Source organism: Micromonospora sp. LH3U1, assembly GCF_028475105.1.
GTDB lineage: Bacteria > Actinomycetota > Actinomycetes > Mycobacteriales > Micromonosporaceae > Micromonospora.
Window position 1 is genome coordinate 598,585 of record NZ_CP116936.1, and the last position, 16,884, is coordinate 615,468.

General features: G+C 72.0%; 14 protein-coding genes and 1 riboswitch. Of the genes, 8 read left to right on the forward strand and 6 right to left on the reverse strand.

Annotated elements, in window-relative coordinates:
- The first annotated feature begins 38 nt into the window (after positions 1-38).
- The gene (locus tag PCA76_RS02805) at positions 39-1,217 is read left to right on the forward strand and encodes a type VII secretion protein EccE (RefSeq protein WP_272615059.1); all 1,179 of its coding nucleotides are present in this window, start codon (positions 39-41) and stop codon (positions 1,215-1,217) included.
- A 30-nt stretch (positions 1,218-1,247) separates the two neighbouring features.
- Here the strand turns inward: PCA76_RS02805 and eccD are convergent, their stop codons facing one another.
- Positions 1,248-2,645, reverse strand: a complete 1,398-nt coding sequence (gene eccD, locus PCA76_RS02810; RefSeq protein ID WP_272615060.1) for a type VII secretion integral membrane protein EccD — start codon at positions 2,643-2,645, stop codon at positions 1,248-1,250.
- 166 nt (positions 2,646-2,811) lie between these two features.
- On the opposite strand from eccD, the gene eccCa reads away from it, so the two are divergent.
- From eccCa to PCA76_RS02825, 3 genes are all read left to right on the forward strand, one after another.
- Positions 2,812-6,777: a type VII secretion protein EccCa gene (eccCa, locus tag PCA76_RS02815; protein ID WP_272615062.1), complete on the forward strand. Its 3,966-nt coding sequence runs from the start codon at positions 2,812-2,814 to the stop codon at positions 6,775-6,777.
- A gap of 204 nt (positions 6,778-6,981) precedes the next feature.
- Positions 6,982-7,290 carry a WXG100 family type VII secretion target gene (locus PCA76_RS02820; RefSeq protein ID WP_272615063.1) on the forward strand — a complete coding sequence of 103 codons (309 nt, stop codon included), beginning with the start codon at positions 6,982-6,984 and terminating at the stop codon, positions 7,288-7,290.
- Between the two features lie 25 nt (positions 7,291-7,315).
- Positions 7,316-7,594, forward strand: coding sequence for a WXG100 family type VII secretion target (locus tag PCA76_RS02825; protein WP_272615064.1), 279 nt, complete (start codon positions 7,316-7,318; stop codon positions 7,592-7,594).
- An 83-nt stretch (positions 7,595-7,677) separates the two neighbouring features.
- Here PCA76_RS02825 and mycP read toward each other — a convergent pair whose 3' ends face one another.
- Positions 7,678-8,919, reverse strand: coding sequence for a type VII secretion-associated serine protease mycosin (gene mycP, locus PCA76_RS02830; RefSeq protein ID WP_272615066.1), 1,242 nt, complete (start codon positions 8,917-8,919; stop codon positions 7,678-7,680).
- A gap of 49 nt (positions 8,920-8,968) precedes the next feature.
- Positions 8,969-9,304, reverse strand: coding sequence for a helix-turn-helix transcriptional regulator (locus PCA76_RS02835; protein WP_272615068.1), 336 nt, complete (start codon positions 9,302-9,304; stop codon positions 8,969-8,971).
- A gap of 228 nt (positions 9,305-9,532) precedes the next feature.
- On the opposite strand from PCA76_RS02835, the gene PCA76_RS02840 reads away from it, so the two are divergent.
- A complete protein-coding gene (locus tag PCA76_RS02840) occupies positions 9,533-10,261 on the forward strand; it encodes a carbonic anhydrase (RefSeq protein WP_272615070.1) in 729 nt (242 codons plus the stop codon).
- 57 nt (positions 10,262-10,318) lie between these two features.
- Here the strand turns inward: PCA76_RS02840 and PCA76_RS02845 are convergent, their stop codons facing one another.
- Positions 10,319-11,338 carry a coiled-coil domain-containing protein gene (locus PCA76_RS02845; protein WP_272615072.1) on the reverse strand — a complete coding sequence of 340 codons (1,020 nt, stop codon included), beginning with the start codon at positions 11,336-11,338 and terminating at the stop codon, positions 10,319-10,321.
- A 4-nt stretch (positions 11,339-11,342) separates the two neighbouring features.
- Positions 11,343-11,473, reverse strand: a riboswitch (cyclic di-AMP (ydaO/yuaA leader).
- Positions 11,474-11,639: 166 nt separating this feature from the next.
- Positions 11,640-12,914, reverse strand: a complete 1,275-nt coding sequence (locus PCA76_RS02850) for a YibE/F family protein (RefSeq protein ID WP_272615074.1) — start codon at positions 12,912-12,914, stop codon at positions 11,640-11,642.
- 364 nt (positions 12,915-13,278) lie between these two features.
- Between PCA76_RS02850 and PCA76_RS02855 the strand changes: the two genes are divergently transcribed.
- Positions 13,279-15,294 (forward strand): copper-translocating P-type ATPase, encoded by a 2,016-nt coding sequence (locus PCA76_RS02855; RefSeq protein WP_272619144.1) that lies wholly within the window; start codon positions 13,279-13,281, stop codon positions 15,292-15,294.
- A gap of 6 nt (positions 15,295-15,300) precedes the next feature.
- On the opposite strand, the gene PCA76_RS02860 is transcribed toward PCA76_RS02855, so the two are convergent.
- On the reverse strand, positions 15,301-15,597 hold the full coding sequence (locus PCA76_RS02860; protein ID WP_030329541.1) for a metal-sensitive transcriptional regulator: 297 nt from the start codon (positions 15,595-15,597) through the stop codon (positions 15,301-15,303).
- Between the two features lie 94 nt (positions 15,598-15,691).
- Between PCA76_RS02860 and PCA76_RS02865 the strand changes: the two genes are divergently transcribed.
- Together PCA76_RS02865 and PCA76_RS02870 are read left to right on the forward strand one after the other, a co-directional pair.
- Positions 15,692-15,901: a heavy-metal-associated domain-containing protein gene (locus PCA76_RS02865; RefSeq protein ID WP_272615077.1), complete on the forward strand. Its 210-nt coding sequence runs from the start codon at positions 15,692-15,694 to the stop codon at positions 15,899-15,901.
- A gap of 14 nt (positions 15,902-15,915) precedes the next feature.
- Positions 15,916-16,872 carry a hypothetical protein gene (locus PCA76_RS02870; RefSeq protein ID WP_272615079.1) on the forward strand — a complete coding sequence of 319 codons (957 nt, stop codon included), beginning with the start codon at positions 15,916-15,918 and terminating at the stop codon, positions 16,870-16,872.
- Positions 16,873-16,884: the final 12 nt, after the last annotated feature.

Sequence of the window (16,884 nt, forward strand, 5' to 3'; positions counted from 1 at the left end):
CGGCGCAGAGCCGTACCGTGCAGGAGGGACAGTCAGCGATGACACAGGTTCAGGTGCGACCCGCCCGAGCGACCGCGGACCCGTCCGACGTTCCGACGCGGTCGGCGCCCCCGGCCGACCGGCCCGGCCGTGGACGGGTCGGCCCCGTCCTGGTTGGGCAGCTCGTCGTGCTGGAGCTGTGCGCGCTCGGTGTCTGGGCGGCGGCGGCCGGGCCCAGCTGGGTGTTCGCCGCGGTGGGCGCCCTGGCGGTGCTGATCGTTGTTGCCGCCTTCGCCCGGCGAGGTGGCCGATGGTGGTTCGAGGACCTGCTGTTGCGCCGGCGGCTGCGGCGACGCGGCGAGCGCGCGTCGGCCGCGCTGGCTGGTGGCTCGGCGACGGACCCACGGTTGGCCGCGCTCGCCCCCGAGTTGAGCGTCATCGAGTTGACCGACCGGGGCACCCGGCTCGGCATCGGGCAGGACGACCAGGGCTGGTTCGCCGCGGTCGCGCTGCAGTCCGTCAGTGGCGCGACGGTCGGTTCGGTGGACGCCTCCACCGTGGACACCGTGCTGCGGGTGCTCGCGGACTTCAGCGCCCCGGTGTCCCGGGCCCAGGTTGTCGCACACACCCTGGTCTGGTATCCGGCGCCCGGCGCCCCGCCGGCGGCGCACCGGACCGTGTGGGTGGCGCTGCGGCTCACCGTCCGCGACGCCCGGGTGGAGGCGGTGAGCCGGGGCGGCGGGCTGCCCGGCGTGCACCGGACCGTGGCTGCGGGGATCGGCCGGCTCGGCAAGGCGCTCACCTCCGCGGGCCTGGCCCATCGGCCGCTGGGCCGTGAGGAACTGCGGGCGGCGATCGTCTCGGCCGCCGGCCTGGACCTGGTGCCGGAGGCGCCGGCGGAAACCTGGCGAGGGCTGCGCGGCGGCGGTTGGACCCACCGCTGCATGTCCCTGCGGGGCCGTTCGGACGCGCCGCTCGGCCCGCTCGTGGACGCGATCACCGCGACCTCTGCGCCGTCGCACACGGTGGCCGCGACGGTATCGGTGGACGGCCGGGTGGCGGCGCCGCTGTTGCGGGTCGCAGCGATGGACAATCACGTCGAGGCGCTGGTCAAGGTGGTGAGTGAGGTCGCGCAGCGGGCAGGCACGTCCACCCGGCCCATGGACGGTCAACACGGTCCGGGCGTCTACGCCACCGCTCCGGTCGCGTCGGCGCTGGGTGCCTCCACCCGTCCGTGACCGCGCCGACCGGGGAGGCGGCACGCGCGGTCAGGGCCGGAGGTTGACGATCCAGCCGTAGAGGCCGCAGACCCAGAAGGCGAGCGGGACCAGCGAGATGATCAGCAGGATCTCGGCGATGTCGAGCAGCCGGCCCCAGACCGGCGAGATGCGCTTGCCGGCGACGGTCAGACCGTAGATCAGGCTGACCACGGCGGCCAGCACCAGCCCGCCGAGGATCAGGCCGAGCCGGACCGGCAGCGACCCACCGGCGAAGGTGGCCGCGGCGGCCAGACCCAGCCCCACGGTGCCGGCCAGCAGCACCGGGGTGCGCTGGGCGCGGCCCAGGAGCGGTCGGGCCCGGAGCAGCGAGAGGAGGGCCAGCACCAGGCACAGCAGCACCGCCGACAGGCGCCCGTCCAGCGCCAGCACCAGTTGCGCGCCCAGCACCAGCAGGGACACCGTCCACAGCAGACCCGTCAGGAACTGGTCGGCGCGTTCACTCTGCTGGAGCACCTGCCGGCCATCCACCGACTCGCTGTCGGTCTTCAGGTCGTCCGGACCGGTCGGGATCGACGGCACCGGCAGTCGGGCCAGCCGGTAGGCCGCCATCGGCAACGCCGGCATCACGCCGAACGCGACCGCCGCCACCACCGCGGCGGAGGCTGGCGCGTCGAGGCCGAAAACCAGACACAGCATCGCGCCCAGGCCGGTCGCGGCCCCCACCCCGATCGCGGCGAAGAAGAGTGGGTACCGGTCGCCGACCGCCAGTACGGCTACCGCACCGGCGACCACCGCAGCGGTCGCCGCGAGCAGGACGTGCGGACTGGCCAGCTCGGTCAGCGGTCGATCGCCGGCGAGCAGCAGCAGGCCGCCGGTGGCGGCATACGCCAGGCCGACCATGGCCAGCACCGCGCCGGTGCGGCTGTCACCGGCGGCCCTGGACAGCACCGCCGCGCCTACCAGCAGCGCCACCGCGACAAGCAGGGCCGCCACCGCGCCGGGCAGGTGCGGCGGGCCGGCGAAGAGCGCGGCCAGCGCGCCCGCGCCGAGCGCCGCCGCGGCGAAGAGCACCGCGAAGGACCGGGTCGCGCCGACCTGCCAGGCGCCGGGGCGTTGATTTGTCGCAGTCGCGACCGCGTCCACCACGTCGTCGAAGACGATTTCCGGGGCCGCCGCGGACCGGGGATTGAAGTAGAGCACCTCACCGTCACGGACGCTGAGCTGCGCAGCGGTGCGCCCGCCGTCCAGGGGTGCACCGCCCAACCGGGACAGAGCCCAGCCGCCGTGCCGCGCACCCTCGTCGGCCATGTCCTCACCGGCGTAGCGCAGCAGGGTGGGCAGCAGATCGGCCATCGGCACGTCCGATGGCAGCGCCAGGTCCATCCGGGTACGGGGAGCCACGATGGTGATCCGGCTCAGACCACCGGTCGCCGTCTTCGTCGCCACAGTGGCCTCCAGGTGTGCGTCTGTGATCGGCTGGCTGCGATGCTGCGGTCCGGGTCCACCGCGTCCACGGCAGATTACCTACGATGACGGGCACGTACGAGGCCCACCCGCGGGCTGTGCTCCGTGGGCGCACGTCATCAGGGCCGCTTCTGGGGAGGAGACAGCCGTGAGCACGGTGGTTTTCCGCCGGCTCCCGCGTCAGCCGGGGCCGGCCTTACCGCGCGGCGAGGTGCTGCTGGAGTCTCCTCCTGAGCTGCCCGAGCCGACGCCCCGCGGGATGGGGCAACTGCTCATGATCCTGCCGATGTTCTGCGGGGTCGGCGCGATGGCGTTCCTCTACGCCGGCAAGGGCGGCGGCATGATGACGTACGTCGCCGGTGGTCTGTTCGGTGTCTCGATGCTCGGCATGGCGATCGGTTCGCTGGCCAACAGCGGTGGCAAGGACAAGGCCGAGTTGAACGCGGACCGCCGCGACTACATGCGCTACCTGGCGCAGATGCGTAAGCGCACCCGCCGTGCCGCCGAGCAGCAGAGGGCCGCGATGGCCTGGCGACACCCGGAGCCCGACGCGCTCTGGTCGATCGCCGCATCCCGGCGGCTCTGGGAGCGACGGATCACCGAGGACGACTTCGGCGAGACCCGGATCGCGCTCGGCCCGCAGCGCCTGGCAGTGGAGATCGTCCCGCCGGAGACGAAGCCGGTGGAGGACCTGGAGCCGATGAGCGCCATCGCGCTGCGCCGCTTCGTACGCGCGCACTCCACCGTGCCCGACCTGCCGACGGCGTTGTCGGTGCGCGCGTTCAGCCGGGTGGTGCTGCGCGGCGACCGCGACGCCGTGCTCGACCTGACCCGGGCGGCGCTCGGGCAGTTGGCCACCTTCCACGCCCCGGACGACCTGGTGATCGCGGTGGTCGCCGCGCCCGACCGCCAGTCGTCCTGGGACTGGGTGAAGTGGCTGCCACACGCACACCACAGTGGCCGGACCGACGCGGCCGGCGCACGCCGGCTGGTCTTCGCCAGCCTGACCGAGGCTGAGGCGTCGCTCGCCGGTGAGCTGGCCGGGCGGCCTCGGTTCGCACCGGAGGCCAAGCCGCTGACGACCGCCCCGCACCTGGTCGTGGTGATCGACGGTGGCGAGATCTCGCCGACCTGCCAGCTGGTGGGCCCGGGGCTGCTCGGCGCCACCGTGATCGACCTCTCCGGGACGGTGCCGCGCGACGCCGGCCGCTGGCTGCTCTGCCTCGACGTGGCTGACGGAAGCTCGCTCGACCTGGTCCGGGGCAGCTCGTCGTCGCCGCTGGGTCGGCCCGACCAGCTCAGCGCCGAGGCCGCCGAGGGGTTGGCCCGCCAGATCGCCCCCTACCGGCTCTCCCAGCAGCAGGCCAGCAGCGACGAGCCGCTGGCCCGCAGCACGGAGCTGCCGGACCTGCTCGGCGTGGGTGACGCCGCGACGGTGGACATTCAGAACACCTGGCGTCCGCGTGGTCACCGGGACCGGCTGCGTATCCCGCTCGGCGTCGGCCCGGATGGCAACGTGGTCGAGCTCGACTTCAAGGAGTCGGCGCACGAAGGCATGGGCCCGCACGGTCTGGTGATCGGTGCTACCGGGTCCGGCAAGAGTGAGCTGCTCCGTACGGTGGTGGCCGCGTTGGCGGTGACCCACTCGTCGGAGGAACTGAACTTCGTCCTGGTGGACTTCAAGGGCGGCGCGACGTTCGCCTCGCTGGAGGCGCTGCCGCACACCAGCGCGGTGATCACCAACCTGGCCGACGAGCTGCCGCTGGTCGACCGGATGCGCGACGCCCTCGCTGGTGAGATGGTGCGCCGGCAGGAGCTGCTGCGGGCGGCCGGCAACTACGTCTCGCGCTTCGAGTACGAGAAGGCCCGTGCGGCCGGTGAGCCACTGGCCCCGATGCCCAGTCTGTTGATCATCTGCGACGAGTTCAGCGAATTGCTCGCCGCCAAGCCGGACTTCATCGACCTGTTCGTGATGATCGGCCGGTTGGGTCGATCGCTCGGCGTGCACCTGCTGCTGGCCAGCCAGCGGCTCGAAGAGGGCAAGCTGCGTGGCCTGGACACCCACCTGTCGTACCGGATCGGTCTGCGTACCTTCTCCGCCGTGGAGAGCCGGATCGTGCTCGGCGTGCCGGACGCGTACGAGCTGCCGAACGCGCCGGGCCACGGCTACCTGAAGACGGACACCAGTACGATGCTGCGGTTCCGGGCCGCGTACGTGTCCGGGGCGTATCGGGCGCCGGGGCAGCAGGCTTCCGCCTCGCAGGCGCTGGTGCAACGTCGGATCGTGCCGTATGGCCTCGATTTCATTCCGGCGCAGGTCCCGCAGACGCCGGTGGACACCGCTCCGGAGCCGGACCAGCCGGCCGATGGCAAGGCCGTGGCGATGCTCGACGTGCTGATCGACCAGCTCAGAGGTCGGGGCCGCCCTGCCCACCAGGTGTGGCTGCCACCACTGGCGGACCCGCCGGGTCTGGGCGAGCTGCTCGGCCCGCTGGCGGTCGACCCGACCTACGGGCTGTGCACGGCGTCCTGGTCCGGGCGCGGGCGGCTGACCGTGCCGGTCGGCGTGGTCGACCGCCCGTACGAGCAGAGCCGCGACCCGATGATGGTCGAGCTGGCCGGGGCCGGTGGCAACGTGGTCATCGTCGGTCGGTCACTGGGCGGCAAGAGCACGATGCTGCGTACGCTGCTCGCCTCGCTCGCGCTCACCCACACGCCACGTGAGGTGCAGTTCTTCTGCCTGGACTTCGGCGGGGGCGCGCTGCGCAGCCTGGAGCGCCTGCCGCACATGGCCGGGGTGGCCGGTCGCCGGGACGTCGAGGCGGTACGCCGGACGGTGGCTGAGGTGGTCGCCGTCCTGGACGACCGGGAGAACCGCTTCGCCCAGCACGGCATCGACTCGGTGGCCAGCTACCGTCGTCGCCGCGCCGCCGGCGAGTTCGCCGATGACCCGTTCGGTGACGTGTTCCTGGTGGTGGATGGCTGGAACACGCTGCGCCAGGAGTACGAGGAGCTGGAGCAGACCATCACCACGCTGGCCAACCGGGGCCTCGGCTTCGGCGTGCACGTGGTGCTCACCGCGATGCGGTGGGCGGAGATCCGGATCAACATGCGGGATCTGCTCGGCACCAAGCTGGAGCTGCGCCTCGGTGACGCGTCCGAGTCCGAGATCGACCGCCGCGCGGCGATGAACGTGCCGGAGAAGTCGCCCGGTCGCGGCCTGACCCGGGACAAGCTGCACTTCCTCACCGCGATCTCGCGGGTCGACGGCCGTCGGGACATCGAGGACCTGAGCGAGGCGTCGCTGTCCCTGGCCGGGCACGTGGCGGCGAACTGGCCTGGCCGTCCGGCGCCGAAGGTGCGGCTGCTGCCGCGCCGGCTGCCGGTGGCCGAGCTGGCCCGGATCATCGACCGGTCGGCGCCCGGTCTGCCGATCGGTGTCAACGAGTCCGCGCTCGCGCCGGTCTACCTGGATCTGGTCAACGAGCCGCACCTGACGGTCTTCGGCGACGCCGAGTGCGGCAAGACCAACCTGCTGCGGTTGATTGCCCGGGGCATCACTGAGCGGTACACGCCCGCTCAGGCCCGGCTGGTGATCGCCGACTACCGGCGTGGCCTGCTGGGGGCGGTGGAGGGCGATCACCTGCTCGACTACGCGCCGTCCAACCAGGCATTCGCCCAGGGCCTCGGCTCGATCCGCAGCGCGCTGTCCAACCGGCTGCCCGGCCCGGACGTGACCACCGCCCAGCTGCGCGATCGCAGCTGGTGGAAGGGCCCGGACCTGTACATCCTGGTGGACGACTACGACCTGGTGGCCTCCGGTGGCAGCAACCCGCTCAGCGCCCTGCACGAGTTGTTGCCGCAGGCGCGTGACATCGGTCTGCACCTGATCGTCACGCGTCGGGTCGGCGGGGTGTCCCGGGCGCTCTACGAGCCGGTGCTGCAGCGGCTGCGCGAGTTGGACTCGCCGGGCCTGCTGATGTCCGGCAACCGGGAGGAGGGCGCGGTCTTCGGTACGTTGCGGCCGAGCCCGCAACCGCCGGGCCGGGGCACCCTCGTCCGCCGCCGCGATGGCCAGCAGCTGATCCAGACCGCCTGGTCTGAGCCGTCCTGAGCGGATCGGTCGTTTGGTGGGGCGTGGTGAGCCATCCCGGTCCGATTCACCACCATCCATTGAACGGCACCGCTCAGGGCTGCGGTGGCTGGACAGGTTCCGCTACGGTCTTCACAGGAGTGTCCGTCGGTGGGGTGTTGGTGCCTTGCCGCGGGGGAGGGGTGCGGCGAAGCCGCCACCACAACAGACGGAAGGGTGTGAAGCATGGCGTTCGAGGTCGAAGCTGCGACTCTGCATACCGCCGCGAGTGACGTGCGGTCCACGCGCAGCGAGGTCGACGGCGAGCTGAAGAAGCTGTGGAACGTTGTCGACGACCTGGCCATGGCGTGGAAGGGTCAGGCGTCCACGGGCTTCCAGTCGCTGATGACGCGCTGGAGCGAAGACACGAGCAAGCTGCTGACAGCGATGGACAGCATCGCTGACCTGCTCGACAAGTCGGGTACGACGCACCAGGTCAACGACGAAGAGCAGCAGCAGATGCTGGACAAGTTCCACTCTGCTCTCAACCCGTGATCCGCAACCAGCAGAGGAGGAAATCGTGACGATCAAAGTTGACTACGCAGTCCTCGAGAGCAGCAACCAGCAGATGCAGGCCATCTCGAAGACGCTCGAGGAGAAGCTCGACACGCTGCGGTCGATGCTGACCAAGCTCCACTGGGACGGCGAGGACCGGGTTGCCTACGAGCAGCACCAGGCGAAGTGGGATGCGGCGGTCCAGGACATCAACCGGATCCTGAACGAGATCGGCGGTGCCGTCGGCATCGCCCGCGAAAACTACCTCAGCACCGAGATGAGCAACTCCAAGGTGTGGGGCTGAGGCATTCGCCCGATGCGGCTCCGGTCCGGTTCACCCGGGTCGGAGCCGCATTGCGTTGCGTCGGCAGCGCGGCGTTCTGCCGGTCAGCCGGCAGCCGGTGAGTCCGTGCGTCGGCCCGGACGCCAGCCGCGCTGGCGGCCGCGGGCCACGATCGGTCGGGCGATCAGCAGCAGCAGGGTGAGCAGCCCGCCGATCACCGCCGCCCAGATCGCGACGGGGCGTTGCCAGCTCAGCGGGTCGTCGCGCACGGCGGGTGCCGGCAGCGCACCAGCGGGCGGATTCGCCCGGGTGCCGAGCAGGCTCGACACCGCCCGGTACGGGTTGACCACCCCGTAGCCGATGTCGGCGTTGTGACCCTCGGGTGGGTTGTCCGCGGTGCGTTTCAGCCGATCGGCGACCTCCTGTGGGTTGAGACTGGGGTAGGCGGCCCGGACCAGCGCGACCACTCCCGTGACGTACGCGGCGGCGTAGCTGGTGCCGCCCTCCGCCACGAGGCGGTAGCCGGGCCCGTTGGGTGCCGGCCCGATGATCTGCAACCCCGGTGCGGCGATGTCGACGTAGTCGCCGCTGATCGAGGTGCCCACGTGACCACCCTGCTCGTCCACCCCACCGACAGCGATCACACCGGGGTACGCGGCCGGGTATCCCGGCCGGTCCGTCTGCTGCCCGGTCCCGTTGCCGGCGGCAGCGACCAGCACGACCTTCTGGGCCAGCGCGCGCTCGACGGCCGCCGTCAGTTCGGTGCTGGGAATTGTCGTCAGGGACAGGTTGATCACGTCGGCACCCTGCGCGACCGCCCAGTCGATGGCCGCGGCGATCTCGCCGGGAAGCTTCGGGTCGCTGGTGTCCCCGAGCTTCGGCAGGACCCGGATCGGCAGGATGCGGGCGGCCGGGGCGATGCCGCTGAACGGAACACCCAGGCCCTCCCGGCCCGCGATGATGCCGGCGATCAGCGTGCCGTGCCCGGCCTCGTCGCACTGGCCCTTGTTGGCCGCCAGGTTGTTGAAGTCGCGCCCCTCGAGCACTCGGCCCTCAAGGAGCGGGTGAGTGGCGGAGACCCCGGAGTCGATCACCGCTACCGTCACTCCGGCGCCCCGGGACAGCTGCCACGCCGAGGACGGCTCCAGCCGGCGCAGCGCCCACGGCATCTCGGTCAGGCGCTCATCACCGCGTGGGCCACAGATGGGCGGTGCCGCGGTCGCTGGGGAGGGTGCCACCAGGCCGGTGCCGAGCAGGGCCGCCAGCGTTCCACTGAGGACGCCCCGAACGGCACGTCCGGTACGGCGGGACGTGTTGGTCGCGCTCAACGGCGGGCATTCGCGCACCCGCAAAGATTACCGCTGTGCCCAGTCGGTCCGCGGCCCGGCGAGGGGGTCAGGCCCGAGGGCTGGACTTCGCGGTGGGTGTTTCGGCGAACAGCGCGAGCAGGTCGCCGACCCGGCGGTCGGCCTCGGCGGGGTGCCGGAACCGGCCGGCCGGGTTGAGGGTGTATTCGTTGCGCCGCCCGACGCGGGTGCGGTGCAGGTAGCCTTCCGCCTCCAGGTCGGCGACGATCGCCTGTGCGGCCCGTTCGGTCACGCCGACCTCGGCCGCGACATCGCGCAGCCGGGCGGTGGGGTCGCGGCCGATGGCCAGCAGGACGTGCCCGTGGTTGGTGAGGAATGTCCAGTTCCGCCCGCCGCCGGTGTCGCCCATCGCGGTGCCCGCCATCGTGTGACCGCCTCTCCGGATGTCCGTCCTGCCCACGACGGGAGTCTCGTCCGCCCTGCCCTCGAGAACTTACCCAGGGTCGGCCCGGGGTCAACGTATGAAATCTGTATCACGTATCTCTTGACGTATCTTACGGTGCGTGTGACGGTGATGATCGGGCCAGCGCCCGCCGCCGGCCGGGCGAAGAGCCCGTTGACCAGGTCAAATGCGTCGAGACGAGGTGCGGGGATGAGCCAGACCGGAACGCCCGGCGGGCAGCCGGGTCCGCAGCGGACCACCGACCGGGCGTACGCGCTCGGCGAACCGGCCCGGGCGTACGCCGAGCTGGCCGCCGGCAACCGACGCTTCGTGAGCGGTGCCCCACGCCACCCCAACCAGGACGCCGGGCACCGGGCCGCCGTGGCCGACGGGCAGCACCCGTTCGCGGTGATCGTCGGCTGCTCCGACTCCCGCCTGGCTGCCGAGATCATCTTCGACCGCGGGCTGGGCGATCTGTTCGTGGTCCGCACGGCCGGGCACACCGCCGGCCCGGAGGTGCTCGGCAGCGTGGAGTACGCGGTGACCGTGCTCGGCACCCCGCTGGTGGTGGTGCTCGGCCACGACTCGTGTGGCGCGGTGCAGGCGGCCCGGGATGCCGCAGCGACCGGCACCCCGCCTCGCGGGCACCTACAGGCGGTGGTCGACGCCGTGCTGCCCAGCCTGCGCCGGGCCGAGGCCGAGGGCGTGGAGGACATCGACGGCATCGTCGACATCCACATCGCACAGACCGTCGAGACGCTGTTGGGGCAGTCGCCCGTGCTGGCCGAGGAGGTGGCGCAGGGGCGGTGCGCGGTGGTGGGCGTGTCGTACCGACTCGCCGCCGGAGCGGTGCGCCCGGTGGCCGCCGTGCCGGCTGGTTTCGGGACGCTCGACGTGCCGACCGGATCCCCCGATCCGGCCACGCCTTCCGCCGCCTGACGCGTCGAGGGCCGCCCCGCGCGACGCGGAACGGCCCTCGACGGGGAATTGTGCGGGTCAGAGCAGCGACATGTGGACGTGGTCGGTGTGGTTCGACGGCCCGCTGTACGAACTCCAGCCGGTCGCCGGGAACCAGATCTGCCGGTTCCAGATCACGTAGTAGATGCCGAGGCGATCGGCGTTACGGATGAGGAACGCGGCGACGTTGTTGCCGTACGTCCGGGTGTCCTCGTTGTGCCACGGGGCGAAGCCGCTCTTCTGCAGCGACCAGTCGCAGGCGCGGCCCTTCGGGTGCTCCCACGGCCCGCCGGAGCGGTAGCAGCCGACGAACCGGTTGAAGCCGGCCCGCTTGACCTCCTTGTACGCGTGCAGCGTGCGGGCGGTGATGCAGCCGGACGTGGTCGGGTCGTTCTCGCTGCACGACTGGGGCTTCCAGTCACCGTCGGCGCTGCGACCCGGGCCGATCTTCGCGACCATCGAGGTGGCGTCCACCAGGCCGCCGGTAAAGCCCTTCCCGCCGACCAGGGAAAGCGCCTTGTCCGCCTCGCTCTTCCGCTTCGCCATCACGGCGGTCTGCTTCTGCTGCTCGCGGACCTCCGCGTCGAGGGCCAGCTTGGCTTGCTCGGCGCGGGCCTTCACCGTGTTGACCTCAGCGAGCTTCTTCTCGTTGACCATGTTCATCTCGTCGAGCGCTGCGGCGCGCTCGACGAACGAGTCGGGAGCGTCGCTCTCCAGCAGCATCGCGATCGCCCCGATCCGGCCGGTCCGATACGACTGGGCGGCGATCTGCCCGACCTGTGGGGCCAGCGCGTCCAGGTCGGCCTTGGCCCGGTCGACCTCCAGGGCCAACTCCTGCTGCCGCTTCTTGGATTTGTCCAACTGGGACTTCGCGGCGGAGTAGTCGCGGTTGGCCTTTTCGATGACGTCGTTGAGCAGCTTGGGCTCGTTGTCCTCCTCGTGCCCGGACGGTGTGGGGGTCGTCGGGGCGGCGTTGGCCGGGAGGGGGCCGGCGAGCACAGTCAGTGCGGCGATCACGGCCACCACGGGTGTCAACCAGCGGCGTAGGGGTGCCGTCACAATGTTCCCTTCCGTCGACCGCCGACCGGGTTAGCTGACGGGTTCGGGGCGGAAGTGGCCCCTACCGCTGACGCGGATTCACCCCAGGTACCTGGGTCCCCGGCTCGCCGCTTGGCGATTGGGCGGTGGCACCGCAGGCGCCGCGTCGCGCCTTCATCGGTAACCGGCAGCGAGGTTACCCGAGAGTCGACCGGGTGAGCTACGCCTGGATGCCGACCAAAAGTGTCATTTCGCCATAGCGTTGAGTGACCAGTGACGTGGTTCTCAGGGCGGCTACCTGATCTGGTCACGCTGAGGAGTGTCACCATGCCGTTTCCGTGCTCCTGTTCGACTCCGGCCACCGGTCGGTGGCGGTGAATGGGGGCGGGGTCCGCGGTTGATCCGGCTCGTCTGCGCGCCCTGCGGCGGTCACCACCGCGGCCAGCCCGGTGGTCAGCGGCACGGCCGCGATCAGACCGAGTGTGGCGACGGCGCTGCGGACGATTTCCTGCGCGAGGAACTCGCTGGTGAGGATCTGCCCGATCGGCCGCGAGTCGGCGGTGAGCAGGAGCAGCAGCGGTAGCGACGCGCCCGCGTACGCCAGCACGATGGTGTTGACAGTGGAGGCGATGTGCGCGCGGCCGACCCGGGTGGCCGCACGGTACAACTGCAACCGGGTCAGCCCGGGGTTCGCGTTCGCCAGTTCGGTGACGGTGGCCGCCTGGGTGACCGTCACGTCGTCGAGCACCCCGAGCGAGCCGATGATGATTCCCGCGAGCAGCAGGCCGTGCAGGTCCACGTCTCCCTGGAACATCGACAGGGTGGTGGCATCCTCGCTGCCGAAGCCGGTGAGGTGGGTTGCGGCCGTGGCGATGGTGGCGAGCACGCCGGTCAGCACCAGGCTGCCGAGGGTGCCGAGGACCGCGACCGAGGTCTGCGCGGTGACCCCGTGCGTCAGATAGAGCACGACGAACATGATGAGGGCCGCGCCGACCACCGCCATCAGCAGGGGCGATCTGCCGGCGCCGATGCCCGGCAGCACGAAGGTGAGCAGGATGGCGAAGCTGGCGGCCAGCCCGGCGAGCGCGGCCAGGCCCCGCCACCGACCGAACGCGACGATCGCCGCGGCGAAGACCACCGCCAGCCACACCATCGGGGTGCCGCGCTGGTGTTCGGCGATGTTCCAGTTGCTGAGGGCGGGATCGGTCGGATCGGTCAGCTCGACCAGGATGACCTCGTCGCCGACGTCGACCCTGGGGGCACCGGGCCCGTCGGGCACCGGTGTCTGCACCTTCTGGCCGGCGGTCGGCCCGTCGTCGACCCGGACGTCGACCGTGCCGCACGGCCCGGCGCCGCCCCTCGGCGCGCCCTCAGGAGTCGACGGCACCGGCGGGCACGGCTCGGTGACCACCCGGGTCACCGTGCCGGGATAGCGCGGTACGTCCGCCCCACCGTCGGTCTGCGGTGGACCACCGCGCGGCCAGAGCAGCACTGCGGCGAGCACGGTAGCGACGAACAGGGGCACCACGGTCACGACGAGGATCCGTCGCACCCGGGGCGGGGCGGACGGAGCGGGGCGGGTGTGGTCGGAACCCAAGGCGAGACTCCCAACGATCCGGTGCGGGGTACGTGTCAGCGGGCCGGTCGGTTCACCGTCACCGCGCAAACGGACCGAGAGGCGCGCCGGATCGCTGGCTGACGAGCACTTGATCACGGACGGTCAGTGCCGGGCCCGGCTGGCCGGGGACCGGGCCACAAAATGGAGGCACCGGTGGTCGACTGTGCGACGGCGGACGGGGGGTCATCGTGGGGAATGCTAACCAGCCCGATCCGGGGCTGCAGGGCGCGGCGGAGTGTCGGCGGCTGAACCGCCCACGGGGCGGCCCCCGGCGCGGCATGTTGGAGACATGCCCGCTCCGTCACCGCCCGACCCCCAGCAGCACGCTGCCCCCGCCGCGCCCATGCAACACGACGAGCACGCCGGGCACGACAAGCACGCCGGGCACGATCCCGCGATGTTTCGTCGCCGCTTCTGGGTCTGCCTGGTGCTCACCGTGCCGGTGGTCCTGACCAGCCACCTCGTGTCGGATCAGCTGGGCCTGAGCGGGGAGGTCCCCGGCCGTTCCTGGGTGGGCCCGGTGCTCGGCTCGGTGGTGTTCTGGTGGGGCGGTTGGCCGTTCCTGGTCGGCGCGGTCCGGGAGGTGCGGGACCGGGCGCCCGGCATGATGCTGCTCGTCGCGATGGCGATCACCGTCGCCTACACCGCGTCACTGGCCACCAGCGTCGGCGCCTTCGACCTGGATTTCTGGTGGGAGTTGGCCGCGCTGGTCACCATCATGCTGCTCGGGCACTGGCAGGAGATGAAGGCCATCGGGCAGGCGCGGGGAGCGCTCGCGGCGCTGGCCGCGCTGCTACCGGACGAGGCCGAGCGGGTGGCGGCGGACGGACGGGTCGAGGCGGTGCCGGTGACCGGTCTGCGGGTCGGAGACGTGGTGCTGGTCCGTCCGGGGGGTCGGGTGCCGGCGGACGGCCGGATCGTCGACGGTGGCGCCGAACTGGACGAGTCGATGATCACCGGCGAGTCGCGACCGGTCGCCCGATCGACGGGCGATCGGGTGGTGGCCGGCACCGTCGCCACCGACTCGGCGATCCGGGTGCGTGTCGAGGCGCTGGGTGACCAGACCGCGCTCGCCGGCATCCAACGGATGGTCGCGCAGGCCCAGGGCTCTGGCGGGCGGGCCCAACTGCTGGCTGACCGGTTCGCCGCCGCGCTGTTCTACCTGGCTACCGGCACTGCCGTGTTGACCGTGCTGGTCTGGACCGCACTCGGCCAGCCCGGCGAGGCGGTGGTCCGCGCGGTGACCGTCCTGGTGATCGCCTGTCCGCACGCGCTGGGTCTCGCCATCCCCCTGGTCGTCGCGCTCTCCACCGCGTTGGCCGCGCGGTCCGGGATCCTGGTCAAGGATCGGTTGGCGTTGGAGCGGATGCGGACGGTCGGCGCGGTGCTCTTCGACAAGACCGGCACGCTGACCCGGGGCGAGCACGCGGTCACCGACCTGGTGACGGTGCCTGGCGTCGAGCGGGACGAGGTGCTGCGGATCGCGGCGGGCGTCGAGTCGGACAGTGAACATCCGTTGGCTCGGGCGATCGTGGCGGCGGCCGGGCGCTCCGGCCCGGCCCCGGCCGCCGGGTTCCGGTCGCTGCCGGGCCGTGGGGTGCGGGCAATCATCGACGGTACGGAGTACGCGGTGGGCGGGCCGGCGCTGCTGCGGGAACTGGGCCTGTCGCTCCCGGCGGAGCTGGAGGCGGCGACCGGGCGGTGGTCAGCGCGGGGGGCTGCGGTGCTGCACCTGGTGCGGTTGCCGGAGACCGTGCTCGGCGCGTTCGCGTTGACCGACGAGGTGCGTCCGGAGGCCCGGCGGGCCGTCGACGAGTTGCGTGCCGAGGGCGTCCGGACGATCGCCATGATCACGGGTGACGCTCGGCCGGTGGCCGAAGCGGTCGCGGCCGAACTCGGCTTCCGGCCCGGCGTCGACGAGGTCTTCGCCGAGGTGCTGCCGGCGGAGAAGGAGGACCGGGTGGCCGACCTCCAGCGGCGAGGGCTGGTCGTGGCGATGGTCGGCGACGGGGTGAACGACGCGCCGGCGTTGGCCCGAGCGGACGTCGGCATCGCGATCGGCGCGGGCACCGATGTGGCGATCGAGTCCGCCGGGGTGGTGCTGGCGTCCTCGGACCCACGCGGGGTGGCTGCCGTGGTCCGGCTGTCCCGGTCGTCGTACCGGAAGATGCGACAGAACCTGGCCTGGGCGGCGGGCTACAACGTGGTGGCGCTGCCGCTGGCGGCAGGGGTGCTGGCCTGGGCCGGTGTGGCGTTGAGCCCGGCGGTGGCCGCGGTGCTGATGTCCGCGTCCACCATCGTGGTGGCGCTCAACGCCCAGTTGCTGCGCCGGGTCCGTCTCGACCCGGTGCCGGACTGAGGGCCGTCAGCCGCGCTTCATCAACCGGCCGACTGCCGCCATCATCTCGGTGGCCATCTCGTCGGCCCGGCCCTCGGCCGCGCCCTCGTGCATGCAGTGCCGGGCGTGCCCGTCGAGCAGCCCGAGCGCCACCTTGTCGAGAGCGGCCTGGATCGCGGAGATCTGGGTGAGCACGTCGATGCAGTAGCGGTCGTCGTCGACCATCTTCTCGATGCCGCGGACCTGCCCCTCGACACGGCGGAGCCGCGCGAGCAGTTGGTCCTTGCTGGCGGTGTACCCGCGGATCGGGGTGGGTGCGGTCATAGCAACCAGGATAGCGTACCCCTGGGGGGTATGGTAGGGTCGCTTCTGGTGGGATACCCCCACCGGGTACCGGTACCGCGAGGGAGACGATCCAATGGTCAACACGACGTACCAGGTGCAGGGCATGACCTGTGGGCACTGCGTCAGCGCGGTCAGCGCCGAGGTGGGCGCCATCGCGGGGGTGAGCGATGTCCAGGTCGACCTGGCCACCGGTCGGGTCACCGTCAACAGTGACCAACCACTGGACGTGGAGACCGTCCGGGCTGCCGTCGACGAGGCCGGCTACAACCTCGTCGACGCCTGATCATGGGAGTCGGCATGAACACGGTGACCAAATTGGGCGGGTTCGCCCTCGGCCTCGTAGCGGTCTTCGGCGCGACGTACGGGGTCGGCCGGCTGGTCGACGACCCCGCCCCGGTCGCCGAGAGCCGGCGGGACGGCGGCGTCGCCCCCGTGACGGGCGAACACGGCGAGTCGGTCGACCGGCTCCCCGGCGGCCTGCTCGTCTCCGACCGCGGCTACACCCTCGAACCGGTCGACGCCCCGGCCGGCGAGTTCGCCTTCCGGATCGTCGGGCCGGGCGGCCCGGTGACCCGGTACGACGTGGCGCACGACAAGCGGATGCACCTGATCGTCGCCCGACGGGACCTCTCCGGTTTCCGCCACGTGCACCCCGACCTGGCCCCGGACGGCACCTGGCGGGTCGACACCCCGCTGGCCGGCCCCGGTCAGTGGCGGGCGTTCGCCGACTTCACCCCGACCGGGGGCGAGCCGCTGACCCTCGGCGTGGACGTGACGATTCCCGGTGAGCTGACCGAACGGCCGTTGCCCGCCCCGGCGACGAGCACCACCGTCGACGGCTACACGGTCACCCTGACCGGTGCGCCGCAACCCGGCAGCACATCGCCGCTGACCTTCACCGTGAGCCGGAGCGGGCAGCCGGTCACCGACCTGGAGCCCTACCTGGGCGCGTACGGGCACCTGGTGGCTCTGCGCCGGGGCGACCTGGCGTACCTGCATGTGCACCCGGACGGGACGCCCGGCGACGGGCGGACCCAGCCCGGCCCGGCGGTCACCTTCCTCGCGGACGTGCCCTCGGCTGGCAGCTACCGGCTCTACCTCGACTTCCGGCACGGCGGGGCGGTGCACACCGCCGAATTCACCGTCGTCACCGGCACCCCACCGGCCGACGCTCCGCCGGCCAGTGGCGACCCGAGCGGACCCGCACCGACCGGCGGCGCCGACCACGGCACCCCCGGACACGGGCACAACTGACGGGACCAGACG